This is a genomic window from Priestia sp. ST2 (assembly GCF_055810735.1).
In genome coordinates this window covers 1,116,016-1,128,782 of the sequence record NZ_JBVVNT010000001.1, presented here as the reverse complement: position 1 = coordinate 1,128,782, position 12,767 = coordinate 1,116,016, and the positions used below count along the sequence as shown (strand labels likewise).

The following is a 12,767-nucleotide window of genomic DNA, read 5'->3' as shown; positions in this document are numbered from 1 at the left end:
TCCTAAATCCCTCCTGTTTATTGAGCTTTCTTTAAGATTTTTTTCAATTCATTAATTGCTTCAGTAGACGTTTGGACGTCTTCTTCCAAAATCTTTTTTAATTTTTCGTCCTCTACCAATTCCAGCATTGCTGTGCCTTTTGTTACACACGACGTTTTAAGCGTTAAGATTTCATGAACTTCTAGCGTCTCGTGCATAGCTAATTTTTTTGACATGTCTCAATTCCTCCTTAGAATTTTCTGGCTTGTGAACTATATTCCCAGCTTGTTTCCATTTAAACAGTAATTATCTAATTTTTTTAATGTTTCAGAAAAATGCGCCCGGGTATTACAACTAGCATAAATGAGTCCATTTATATAAACCATTTTCTATATCAAAAGGAGGAAGAAGGAGATATTAAAAATTAAGAGAGTCCTCTGACATTAAATAATAACGAAACGTTAAATAAATAGTTACCAATTACATATTCAAGATGCTTCATAAACAAGTAGAAGTTTTTCATACAAGTAAACCGGGAAACGGAACGTTAGATAACAATAAAGGAGAACATGTTATGCAGGAAATAACAGAAAAGCTACATGACTTTTTACTAGAACATATTGATGAAATGTCTCAAGAATGGCTAGACTCACGGGAAGTGGAAAAGGATTCAATCTACACAGCTGATGCCTCTTCCCAAACAACCGAATATCTTCGAGTACAAAATCAATATTTCACTTGTAAAATTGTAAAAGTTCTTATAGGAGAGTCATTAGATACTCTTAGTGACTGGGCACAGGAAGTTGCCTCAAAAAGGGCTCAAAGAGGCGATTCTCTTTATCATAGTATTCATCATTTTAAAAAGTTTCGTTTAATCTTTTTTAAACAGATTGAATCATTTTTTCACCTTCATTCATCTAGCATTACATACGAAGAGCTTTTTTTATGGAATAAAGTAGTGAATGAAGCGTTTGATCGGATGATAGAACTTTTTACGCTTTATTACGGACAAGTTTCAGAAGCGCAGTCTCAAGCTCAAAAAATGCTGATTTCTGAGCTTAGCACGCCTGTCATCAGTATTTCCGATACAGTGGGTGTGCTGCCTCTAATTGGTCAGGTTGATGATTATAAGAATAGTGATTTTGCAAAGAAAGTTATGCTGCAAGCAAAAGAGCTCAATCTGTCTTGCTTAATTATTGACTTATCAGGTGCACCTTCGATTGATACTATGATGACCAATGAATTATTTCAGGTTATAAAGATGTTGGACCTACTTGGCATTGATACAACCATCACAGGTATCCGTCCGGAAATAGCCTTAACTGCTGTTCAATTAGGAATAGATATGAGCAAATTGAAAACTTATGGAAAGTTAAAAGATGCAGTAAATAAGCTTTTGCATGAGTGATATTGAATTAAAGTACTAAGTATTTTTTTATGTCGGTTATATCATAAATAGACGTACCCTTCCCATTAGGAGGAAACTTCAGGTACAAAGAGAACAAATAATTTATTTGTTCTTCCACTGCTAACATACTAATATGAAGAAAAAGAACTGTATATTTTTGAGTTCTCTTCTACTGTGAGTTAGCTTTTAGGCCTCCTAATATTGACAGATAGAAATAAAAAAAGCAGTATTGGGTGCATTTCTTTTAAGCTAGTCATATTCATCATAATTCTCGTCAAAAAGAAGCCTTTGCTATGATTAGCCAAGGCTTCTTTTTGACGAGCTTCTTCTATAAGTTATGTAAATGATGAAATCAATCTTAACATATTTAAATGGTTTGCACATTTTTCATTAAGGGTTTCCCGTTCTTATAATCCGTTTGATAGTAAAGTAGCTTATAAAAATAATTCATTTATCTATTTATTCTTCGTATGGACAAATGATTGGATATTTTAAAATTAAATCATCAATAATACCATTACATGTATTTTCAACAAAAGGAGCTAAATAAAGATGAAACTGAAAAAAATAATAGGCATCACCTTTTTATCAAGCGTTATCTTATTTTCGGGACCTTTATCATTGGTCAATGCATCGGTAAATGATTCTAAAATGACTGTAAAACATTCAGTGAAAGAAGAGCAGCCTAATATAAAGATTTTGGCCACTGGAGGTACGATTGCAGGCTCTTCTGAAAGCAGCACAGACACAACTGGATATGAATCAGGAGCTCTTAACATTAAAGCAATTATCAAAGCTGTTCCTCAGTTGAAAAAAATAGCGAATGTAAGCGGAGAACAGGTCGTAAATATCGGAAGTCAAAATATAGATAACAGTATTTTGTTAAAGTTAGCGAAGCGGATTAATACACTATTAGCTTCTAAGGATGTTGATGGAATTGTCGTGACACACGGATCTGATACGATGGAGGAAACGGCTTATTTTCTAAATTTAGTAGTAAAGAGTGACAAACCTGTGGTTGTGGTTGGTTCAATGAGACCAGCTACCGCTATAAGTGCAGATGGACCGCTAAACTTGTATAATGCAGTGAAAATTGCTTCTACAAAAGACGCACGAAATACCGGCGTTTTAGTAGCGCTTAACGATCGAATTGGTGCAGCTCGTTATATAACAAAAACACATACAACGGCAGTAGATACGTTTAAATCCTCTGAACAAGGATATGTAGGAGAAATAGCTGGAGATAAGATAATATTTTATAACAAACCAACTCGCAAGCATACAACACAATCAATATTCGATGTATCAAAATTAGATAAGCTTCCTCAAGTAGATATCATATATGGGTATCAAAACGATTCTAGGGACTTTTATGACACAGCCGTAAAAACTGGAGCAAAAGGAATAGTCGTTGCAGGAGCAGGAAATGGACTGCTATCCGATGCTGCTCTAACAGGTGCTAGAGATGCGGTAAAAAAAGGCGTAGTTATGGTTAGATCTAGCCGGGTAGGAAGCGGAGTTGTGACACATGAAGAATCAGATGATAAAGATACGTTTGTTACATCCGATTCATTAAATCCACAAAAAGCCCGTATTCTTTTAATGCTTGCTTTAACAAAAACAAAGGACCCTCAAAAGATTCAAACCTACTTTAATGAGTATTAAATCAAAAATATCTTTCATCCTCTGTTTTAGCTAAATTTTCCAATAACAATTGGCAATGGCAGCTTATAAGAAGGACATAAAGAGGTTGAGACATCACTAACATACTTTTTCTCACCCTCTTTTAATTAGGAAAGAAACCATCCGCAGGTCCCTTATTCATTTCCCCAGTTCTTGCTTTCTATAATTAAATGATTTGATGTGTTGTCTAGTACACGCCATACCAAGGTCTTGCCTTCTATATCTTTTAACTCAATAATGCCCTCTAGCTTATTGGTATTCACATGGACACGCCCCTCATCTATTCTTTGCGCACTTTTTAATCTTGTTCCAAATGTTGCAGGACTTTCTTCCGTTAGCTTTACAATGACATCTATCATACGTTCGTCAGAAACATAGTTTTTGCTGTTCTCATAGTTCTTAGCAGCAGGCTTAATAGCATGTTCTAAACCAGTTTCGTATTGGCGCCAATCAACAATTAAAAAAAGCGCAAATACTAAAGACACTGTGAGCAACAAGCCGTATGCAACATATCGTTTCATTTATTTTTGCTCCTTTCGCAGGAATAGGTTGTATCAGAAAATAGTATCGTTTTATTTAAAGAAATATTCCTTTTTCAGCATAAAAGAAGGTATATTTTTTAAAGTTTTCTGCTTACGGAGAGTACAATAGGACTTATCACGAGCTTAATGTAAGTCCCTTGCGAACAATTCGTTCAGGAGGAAAGACAAGAGAAAAATCCTGTTAGAAAACTAAAGAATTCCCCTTCTCTATCACAAGCTTCTCATTGCATTGTAAGAGCCCGTAAACATACGTTTACGGGCTCTTGTCTCTCATTCATAAGATATAAATAGAATGAGTTTAGTATGCATATTTTATTTAACCTACGTTATTTTTCAATATGTTCTCCAGCTATTCGAATAAACCCTTCATTTCTATCTAATGGAACAGGAGGACGCTCGCCTAAAGGAACCTTCCAGTGCCACCATTTGAAGATTCTAGCGATGACGAAACATAGGATAGATATTCCTGCAAAAATCCCAACAAACGTCCAGTGCTGTCCGCTTAGTAGCATAACAGGCCCTGCTGACCACGCAAATAATTCTAACGGTGTATTAAGCGGTCCAACTACTGCTGTATCTGTAAGTGTTTTTGATTTATTATTAGGGTCAATAATTCTTAATAATGTAAGTCCAATAGCAAATACACCTGTTGAATAGCCATACACAAATATGGAACGTTCAAACCAGCTTTCATAGTTCATAGCCGGTCCAATTACGACTAGCATCACCACTACTATTGCTATACCTGAAAGCATTAATAAACCAAGTGGAAGTGCATATTCCACAACAATAGGTAATTTAATTGAAGCTACCCCAAAAAATACAAGAAAATCGGTTGCTGCACTGCCTAAACGATCGACTACCTTACTATCAACGTATTTATAAACCCCTTTTTCTCCTTTGCCTAGCAATATGTACATAAGCAGCGCTATCAAAAATGCTATTGTAAACGTTGGGAATTCTAGTCCCCAAGCAGTCGCAATATAATTATTTAATAAGTATCCCAAACCTGATGGCACCACTAATAATGCTAAATGAAAGGCTAATGGATCCATCGCAATTGGTGAAATAGTATCATCCCCCATTGCCGTTCTATTTTTAGGCTGAACTAATCCTGTTTTTAAATCCTCCGAAATTTCCGAGAAGTCTTTTACGTAATGAGTGTATCCCTTTCGAGTTGCCCATTTTATAAAAATAAGTCCACCAAAAATACCTGCTAAAATACCGCCAGTAGCAGCGGTCATTCCTAAGTCCGTTGCATTTTCCCAGCCTAAGTTTTCAAAGGTTGTACCTACCGCTGCCGCTGTTCCATGACCTCCATAAAATCCGGCTGCTAAAAGTAAACCAAATCCGTTATTAATTTCTGGAGCAAACTTTGAAATCACTAAAATAGAAAAGACAATTGGAATAGACATTTGAAGGCCTATACAAAGAATTTTATAAGTGGCATATGCGCCCATTCGATTGATATCTTTTTTCATATTGCCGGGTGAAAAAGAAAACCCGTTTATTCCAACTGCCGCAAATACAAAAATGGTAATAATCCCTGCATAGGAGCTAATATCTTCAGAAAAAGGTAGGATGTTTAAAAAGCTAGGTCCTAATGCTAAACCTAAAAAACCTGCCAATAAGCTTGCTGGAATAAAACTTCTTTGGATAAATTTAAATTTTGCACGAAGCAGCATACCTATTAAAATCAGAACACTGGCACAAGCAAAATCTACTAGTATCGTATATACAGTCATTTGTACCCTCCTTTTGCAACGTTAAATACTTAACAAATTAGCTGATCTTGTTGATGTAGCGGGTGGTGCTGGGTCTAGCTTTTCCCCTTGTATATGTAATACGTCCTCTGGTCTGACCCAAGGTCTATTTTGTATAGCACTTGTTTCTTCATGTGTGAGGTATCCTTTATAAGCGGTTAAGCTGCGTCTTAAAAATCCATCTTTGATACAGGCTGATTTTACACCTGAATTTAGGATGGACTGAATATGTGGCAGCACGGACGCTGCATAAGCTACAGAAGTAGAGTTAGCAATCGCTCCAGGAATATTGCTGACACAGTAATGAACGACACCATTTTCAATATATGTAGGATGTTCATGAGTTGTTTCACGGAAAGATTCAATTGCACCGTCAGTGTCATTGCTAATATCTACAATAACTGATCCTTTTTCCATTAAATTGAGCATATCGTATTCTATTAAATAATCTTTGCGTTCCTTTGGCCATTTCACACAGTTAATTACCATATCAGTTTCAGGAAGCAGTTTTTTAATATTTTGCTTAGTTGATAGCTGAGTATTCACTTTTTCATTATACGTTTTGCCGATATCTCTTAATGTTCCGTAATTTATATCCATAACCGTACACCACGCACCTAATGAATGTAAAACTTGCAGAGCGGACCTCCCTACTAGTCCTCCTCCAAGGATCAGTACCTTCATACCGGGAGCTCCAGCTAAGCCACTAACAAATTTTCCTTTTCCTCCGTTAATCGTCAGCATGGCTTGAAGCCCCATTAGTGCGCCTTGTTTTCCTGCTGCTTCACAGTTTACTGAACCAAATCGATGTGAATCTTCCGCAGTGAACGCGATACATTTGCTATCGAGGATAGCTTGTACCTGCTCTTTATGTGCAGCTGGATGTATACACGTATAGATAATTTGATTTTCCTTGAGCAACTTATACTCATTTTCTTCAATCTCTTTAACTTTTGCTATAAAGTCACATCTTTCATACATCTCTTCTGTTGTTTCTACTATTTCGGCCCCTTCTTTTTCATACTGTTCATTCGTAAATCCCGCTAATGCGCCCGCATCTTTTTGAACAAGGACCGTATGGCCATCGTCTTTAATAGTAGCAACCTCTAAAGGTGTCATAATGACTCGATACTCTCCCACTTTATTGTCTTTTAATACACCAAATATCATGTTGATCCCCCTAAATTCATTTTTGTAAATGCCTCTCCTTCATGCGTGATCTTAAGATTAAAGAAATTATTAGAAATATTCAGATTAAAGTAAATGTACCTTATCTTGCTACACACAAACTTTGGAGAGATTGTTCTAATAGAACCTTATTCTGCATTTACTTACCAAAGTATAAATTAAAATGAATAAAAATTCAAAAGGATCTGAAATTAATACTGTTTATATATGTCATGACAAGCTGTTACCTTATTAATCTTGCATAGAAAAAAGGTTCCACTCATCAACGTTCAATGAGTGAAACCTTTTTTTGATTATCTGCGGCTAGCTGTGCCTCTGCTTTTTTGCAGATGAGCTTTGTGCCGTAGAGCTAACAGGCTACTTTGTTACGGAAATACTGCCGTTATGAGTGGCTAGTTTAATAATATTCTTTCCTTTTCCAATAACAGCGTCCCTATCATATTTATTTAGAATATCGACTTTTCCATTGTCCACGGAAACATTAAATTGAACGTTACTTGGTTCTTTTTCCGTCGTAATTTTAATCTTTCCATTGTTCGTTTTAAGGTCAATATCTCGATCAAGTTCTTTTGTTTCTAAGGCGATACTTCCGTTATGGGTTTCCCCTTTTAAACTACCTTCCACGTTACTGAGCGTTATTTTCCCATTATTCCCTTTTGCTTTAACCGTTTTTGCTGCAGCATTTTTTATGCTTGTAAGTCCATTGTGTACGCTGGTGTTCAAGTTTTGTGAATCAATGTTCTCTAATTCTACACGCCCATTGTTTGCACGAATGGAAATATCTGCTGCGCGTAATTTTTTAACAGACACATACCCATTGTTGCTGGAAATCCCCAATGAATTATACTGTTTTTCAGGCAGATAAACGTTGATGGATAGCGGTTTTAATACACTAACAATGTCAAAATTGACCCAGCTGCGCTGTTGTTCATTATAGGAGATGAAAAGCGTTGAATTTTTAACGGCAGTAGTGAAGTCTCTTTTTATATTAGTAGATGTTTCTCCTTTTAATGTTACTTTGATATTATCGCCTTTGATAGGGTACACATGAACACGAGTATTATCCGTATCAATGTTTACCTTGAATACTTGATTGCTTTTAATAACTTTTTCTTTTGAAATAGGTTCAGGATCAATAGCACGATACGTAAGGAGGCCTCCTATAATCCCAACAAGGATGAGAATACCTGCAAGAATGGAGAGTTTCTTTTTATTCAGCACGTTTTAAACCGCCTTTCACGAGTGATACATTGTATTTTAGATAACGTACAAAGCCTTTTATAGCTAGCTTCGTTACAACTAACATACCTAACATAATAAAATATCCAATTCCGCAAAATGCTAAAGACATAAATAAATTAAAGAGAAAAAAGCCGCTCCAATGTACAATAGCCTCACCGAGAACTAGAATGGGAGATAGCAAGAAACATAGACCTATGGCCCAAGCTGACAAAATGAAGCCAGCTAATGCCACGGCGGGCCCAAGAACAATTACTACATTGAAAAAAGCTAAACCAATTACGGCCCACGTGGCTCTTAAAATATTTTGAGTTGTTGCCTTAGCTGTTGCTTGCTCAACGTGATAATCTGCGAGCAATTCTTTAGCTATTTGATTCGGAGAACCTAGCGACGTTACAATTTCTTCCTCTGTTTTTCCTTCTTCTAAGCCAATGGAAAAATGCTCTTCATAATCTTGTAAAATATCTGCCCGTTCTTTCGAAGACAATGGTTTTAAGGATTCATTTAATTGCTGTAAAAATTTACTCTTCGACATTGTTCACACCTTCTTTAATTAATTGATTAACACCTCTTGAAAACTCGTTCCATTCATCGACAAGTTTGTATAAATAATCTCTTCCTTTATCGGTAAGCTGATAATATTTCCTTGAGGGACCTTCTGTAGATTCTTTTAGGTACGTTGTGAAGTATTCTTCTTTTGTTAATCGGCGCAGAAGAGGATATACCGACCCTTCTGATATTTCAATTTGATCGGAGATTTTTTGAACTAATTCATATCCATAGCGGTCTTTTTTATCAAGCAACACAAGGACACAAAGCTCTAAAACTCCTTTTTTAAATTGTACGTTCACTGTTCTTCACCCTTTACTTTTCACAGTTCACTACTGTTCATTGTATAGTACTGTTTTATAACCATTTCCTAATAATTACAATATATCATCAGCTATTGTTTATTGCAAGGTACTGTTTAATATTTTTTTAAAATTTCAATACAGTCGTAAGGTATTTTTTATAAAGCAAGGTTCAAGCTTCTTTTTCTAATTAGCTCATAGATGGAATTATTTTAAACGAGGCCAAAAGAAAAAGCAGCCTATAACTATAGACTACACAGCAGCGATCATGTCAGGCTATTTCTCCTTAGCTTGTTGGATAAATAAAAAGAAAACCGTTATTAAAATAAAATAATTTAGAGGATTTTTGAAAATATTCCCTCCTAAAGCCAATTGTAATAAAATCCATAAAGCGAAGATCACTAATACGGCTGGTATTATAAGCTTGTTCATACATCACTCATCCTTCGTTTAAAATAATAAAGTAATCGTGGCTCTCCATACTTGTTTCATACCCTAACATTAAATCCATAAATAGCTTTAAAAGCATACTGATTGAATGTTTATAAGAATATCACTTTTAAGATAAAATTTAACAGCTGTTATCGCATTTGATAGAAATGTCTTACGTGTATTTGATTTTTTTGTAATAAATTAAAGAAAAAAGAAGCCGTTATTTTACATTTTCAAACAATAAAAAACAGCCAATTTTATGGCTGTTTTAAAGTAGACTACTATCAAAAATTTCATTTTCTAGATGGTGCAAATCTTTCATTATTTATGAATTTCCCATCCATTTAAGGCTTTAGCCGTATCGGCAGTAAAATGATCAATGATTTCACTTTTCCCGCTGTCCATAGCAGTAATTGCGGCTATATCTTCCTCACGTAACGTGAAATCCCAGACATCAAAGTTTTCCGCAATACGTTCTTTGCGAACAGATTTTGGAATGGTCACAACACCGCGTTGAATATGCCAGCGCAAAATAACTTGTGCGACTGTTTTTCCGTATTTCGCCCCAATACCAGAAAGTAATTCATTTTGGAAGATATTATTCTGACCTTCTGCAAATGGTCCCCATGCTTGTATTTGTACCCCGTATTCTTCCATCACTTTTTTTGCATCTTTCTGTTGAAAGAACGGATGATTCTCCACTTGGTTTACAGCTGGAACAACTTCATTATTTAGGATTAAATCAACTAAACGATCCGGATAAAAGTTGGATACACCGATAGCACGAATTTCCCCTTCTTTATAAAGCTCTTCCATTGCGCGCCAAGAACCATAATAGTCATTAAACGGCTGATGAATTAAGTACAAATCAAGATAGTCAAGCCCTAGTTTGTCCAAAGAAACATTAAAGGCTTTTTTAGCACTTTCATAACCTTGATCCTGAATCCAAAGCTTTGTTGTAATAAAAAGCTCTTCTCTTGGAATGCCGCTTTTTTTGATGGCCGCACCAACTGCCTCTTCATTCATATAGGCCGCCGCTGTATCAATTAAACGATACCCTGCTTCAAGCGCGTTGGATACGGCCTGTTCACATTGAGCCGAATCTGGAACTTGAAATACACCGAATCCTAAGATTGGCATTTCGACACCATTGTTTAAAGTAACGTTTTGCATATAAAATTCCTCCTGTTTTACATCGTAAGTTTGGTTAACCTTGTACAAACATTATCCTAATCCCTTCGTGTAACACGAGGTCAAGAACTTTACATAAATTAAGTTAAATCTTTCAATGAGGAATTAAAGCGTATACGGTGAAGGAAGTGGATAAACTATACTTCAGCTTTATGTTCTGCCGAGTATTTGTTTAGATTGCTTTGAGGGTACTAACAAATTTATTAACTTGAACGATCAGCATCTTCTTGCCTTCGTGTTACACGAATGTGATAGGATTTTAAACAGTAATAAAGAAAAAATGTTTAGGGAGTGGCGAAAGTGTATATGGTGAAAGATGTAGCTAAGCTACTTGATATAACGGAACATACCGTTCGTTTCTATACGGATAAAGGATTAGTGCCGAGTGTACAGCGTGACAAAAACAACACTCGCCTTTTTGATCAAGAGTCCATTAACTGGCTTACAGGTGTAAAATTTTTAAAACAATGTGGAATGAAAGTAGAAGACATTAAAACCTATGTGAATTTGTGTTTAGAAGGTGGAAGTACCATCCGTGAGCGCTATGAGATCATTTTAAAGCAAAAAGAGATCGCTCAAGCTCAGTTAGAGGAAGCGAAAAAAACTGTAAAGTATATGGAAGAGAAAGCAAATCACTATCTTGACATTATGAACGGTTTATCTCCAGATGATACGAATCCCGGCGAATGGGAGCTGCTATATAATAAACCATTCCAAGGATCTTAACATCACCTCTATATCAGCAGCAAAAAGGCGTATCTATCATACCGCATAGATACGGCCTTTTACTATCCTCGTTTTTCAACTTTCACTCTATTTAACATGTCCCGGGCAATTACAGCTATTTTACTCCACTTGTTTGAGCTAGACCGATGCCCTGTTAGTTTCGAATGTGTGAAAATTCCTCCTGCAGTTCTTTTAAAAACGCAGCCGCCGCAGCTGAAAGAACATGATGCTTTTTCCACACAATATTTAAACCTGATTCAAGTCTTGGCTGTAACGGTCTGAAACAAAGGTTGCTAGTAGTAGATGTGTTGACGATTTTATCAAGTGTTATGGCATATCCAACGCCTTCTTCAACCATAATCGCCGCATTATAGGCAAGATTGTATGTAGTGACAATATTCAATTTATGAAAATCTTCGCCGAACCAATCCGCAAATTCATTTTTTGAAAAAGTCTGTTTCACGGCTTGTCGTGAACAAATCAGTGGAACGTTTACTAAATCCGCAGCTTGAATGCTTTCTTTGACGGCAAGGGAGCTGTCTTTTTTCATAACGACGCCCCAAACATCTTTGGCAGGCATATTAAGATAATTGTATTTTGAAATATCGGCTGGCTGAATTAAAATACCGAAATCAAGCAGACCCTTGTCAAGCCGTTCCGTTATATCTTCTTCGTTTCCGCTGTAGAGGTGATATCGTATATTGGGATAACGTACCTGTACATCTTTTGCTACTCGTGCAATATGTTTCATCGCTTCAGTTTCCCCGCCGCCTATATAGACATCACCACCTATTGTTTCTTCCATCGAACTAAACTCTGCCTCTAATTTATCCATCATATTAACGATTTCCTCTGCCCTATTTCGCAGAAGCATTCCTTCATCTGTCAGAATGACACTGTGACTGCTGCGAATAAATAGTTTTTTATCTAACTCTTGTTCAAGATCTTTTAATTGTCTCGACAAAGTTGGCTGTGTCACATGCAAAAAATCAGCAGCTCTTGTGATGTTTCCTTCTCTTGCAACCGTAAGAAAATAGCGTAAAACTCGAAATTCCATATACCCCTCCTCCTTTCACAATTTTTAGTGTATACGTCTTAGAAATGCTTATCAAGCATACCACGATATAAGATATAAGCATTTTCTATATTTAAAAGGAGCCATTAGAATAAATAGCAACGAAGTTCATATCACAAAAGCACCATTTTTAATTATTCAAAGTGGAAAGGAGCTTAAAATGAAAAAACTTTTATGTCTGTCTTCTATCTTAGTAGCAAGCCTTGGCCTCGCTGCTTGCAGCAACAATAATTCATCTGCAGCGGACAGAGATCATAATGCAAGTAATCCTTCAAACCAAGCACCAGAACAGCCAAAAGAAGATCGTATTTCAGATACAAGAATCAAATTAACGTTTAACGATAAAGAAGTCTTGATTAGGATATACGATAACCCAGCAAGTATGGCTTTTCTAGCTCAATTGCCTTTAACAGGCATTTTTGAAGATTATATAGGTAAAGAGAAAATTAGTATTTTACAAAAAAGATTATCAGCAGATGATGTACAAGCCGGAGATCTATCAAAAAAAGGCGACTTTGCTTATTACGCTCCTTGGGGCAATGTTGCTATTTTTTATAAAGGTTTTGAGGATGCCACAAATGACCTTATCATACTAGGTCAAATTGAATCTGGAAAAGAAAACGTTGAAAATATTCATGGTGATTTTACAGTTACCATTGAAAAAGTGACTAAGTAAAAACATGACAATTG

Annotated in this window: 14 protein-coding genes; 4 read left to right on the top strand and 10 right to left on the bottom strand. The window is 36.0% G+C overall.

Features of this window, described 5'->3' with window-relative positions:
- Nucleotides 1-17: 17 nt before the first annotated feature.
- Nucleotides 18-215: a hypothetical protein gene (locus tag AC0KUU_RS05840; protein WP_043978700.1), complete on the bottom strand. Its 198-nt coding sequence runs from the start codon at nt 213-215 to the stop codon at nt 18-20.
- A gap of 338 nt (nt 216-553) precedes the next feature.
- Here AC0KUU_RS05840 and AC0KUU_RS05835 point away from each other — a divergent pair, with 338 nt between their 5' ends.
- The gene (locus AC0KUU_RS05835; RefSeq protein ID WP_043978698.1) at nt 554-1,387 is read left to right on the top strand and encodes an STAS domain-containing protein; all 834 of its coding nucleotides are present in this window, start codon (nt 554-556) and stop codon (nt 1,385-1,387) included.
- Nucleotides 1,388-1,939: 552 nt separating this feature from the next.
- Entirely contained in the window at nt 1,940-3,052 is a 1,113-nt protein-coding gene (locus AC0KUU_RS05830) for a type II asparaginase (protein WP_043978695.1), read from the top strand.
- Nucleotides 3,053-3,204: 152 nt separating this feature from the next.
- Here the strand turns inward: AC0KUU_RS05830 and AC0KUU_RS05825 are convergent, their stop codons facing one another.
- From AC0KUU_RS05825 to AC0KUU_RS05790, 8 genes are all read right to left on the bottom strand, one after another.
- Nucleotides 3,205-3,591, bottom strand: coding sequence for a hypothetical protein (locus tag AC0KUU_RS05825; RefSeq protein ID WP_043978693.1), 387 nt, complete (start codon nt 3,589-3,591; stop codon nt 3,205-3,207).
- 347 nt (nt 3,592-3,938) lie between these two features.
- Nucleotides 3,939-5,357, bottom strand: a complete 1,419-nt coding sequence (locus AC0KUU_RS05820) for a sodium/glutamate symporter (protein ID WP_043978691.1) — start codon at nt 5,355-5,357, stop codon at nt 3,939-3,941.
- A gap of 21 nt (nt 5,358-5,378) precedes the next feature.
- Nucleotides 5,379-6,545: an alanine dehydrogenase gene (locus tag AC0KUU_RS05815; protein WP_322552346.1), complete on the bottom strand. Its 1,167-nt coding sequence runs from the start codon at nt 6,543-6,545 to the stop codon at nt 5,379-5,381.
- Between the two features lie 375 nt (nt 6,546-6,920).
- Entirely contained in the window at nt 6,921-7,784 is an 864-nt protein-coding gene (locus AC0KUU_RS05810) for a DUF4097 family beta strand repeat-containing protein (RefSeq protein ID WP_322552347.1), read from the bottom strand.
- Nucleotides 7,774-8,337, bottom strand: a complete 564-nt coding sequence (locus AC0KUU_RS05805; RefSeq protein WP_043978747.1) for an HAAS signaling domain-containing protein — start codon at nt 8,335-8,337, stop codon at nt 7,774-7,776. The genes AC0KUU_RS05810 and AC0KUU_RS05805 overlap by 11 nt, the downstream gene beginning before the upstream one ends.
- Nucleotides 8,324-8,653 carry a PadR family transcriptional regulator gene (locus tag AC0KUU_RS05800; protein ID WP_013084425.1) on the bottom strand — a complete coding sequence of 110 codons (330 nt, stop codon included), beginning with the start codon at nt 8,651-8,653 and terminating at the stop codon, nt 8,324-8,326. The genes AC0KUU_RS05805 and AC0KUU_RS05800 overlap by 14 nt, the downstream gene beginning before the upstream one ends.
- A 276-nt stretch (nt 8,654-8,929) precedes the next feature.
- Complete coding sequence (locus AC0KUU_RS05795) at nt 8,930-9,085, bottom strand: hypothetical protein (protein ID WP_043978685.1); 156 nt, start codon at nt 9,083-9,085, stop codon at nt 8,930-8,932.
- A gap of 321 nt (nt 9,086-9,406) precedes the next feature.
- A complete protein-coding gene (locus AC0KUU_RS05790) occupies nt 9,407-10,258 on the bottom strand; it encodes an aldo/keto reductase (RefSeq protein ID WP_322552348.1) in 852 nt (283 codons plus the stop codon).
- A gap of 318 nt (nt 10,259-10,576) precedes the next feature.
- Here AC0KUU_RS05790 and AC0KUU_RS05785 point away from each other — a divergent pair, with 318 nt between their 5' ends.
- Nucleotides 10,577-11,002: a MerR family transcriptional regulator gene (locus tag AC0KUU_RS05785; RefSeq protein ID WP_043978679.1), complete on the top strand. Its 426-nt coding sequence runs from the start codon at nt 10,577-10,579 to the stop codon at nt 11,000-11,002.
- Nucleotides 11,003-11,156: 154 nt separating this feature from the next.
- On the opposite strand, the gene AC0KUU_RS05780 is transcribed toward AC0KUU_RS05785, so the two are convergent.
- Complete coding sequence (locus AC0KUU_RS05780; RefSeq protein WP_043978677.1) at nt 11,157-12,059, bottom strand: LysR family transcriptional regulator; 903 nt, start codon at nt 12,057-12,059, stop codon at nt 11,157-11,159.
- Nucleotides 12,060-12,237: 178 nt separating this feature from the next.
- On the opposite strand from AC0KUU_RS05780, the gene AC0KUU_RS05775 reads away from it, so the two are divergent.
- The gene (locus AC0KUU_RS05775; RefSeq protein ID WP_043978675.1) at nt 12,238-12,753 is read left to right on the top strand and encodes a cyclophilin-like fold protein; all 516 of its coding nucleotides are present in this window, start codon (nt 12,238-12,240) and stop codon (nt 12,751-12,753) included.
- The last annotated feature ends 14 nt before the right edge of the window (nt 12,754-12,767 follow it).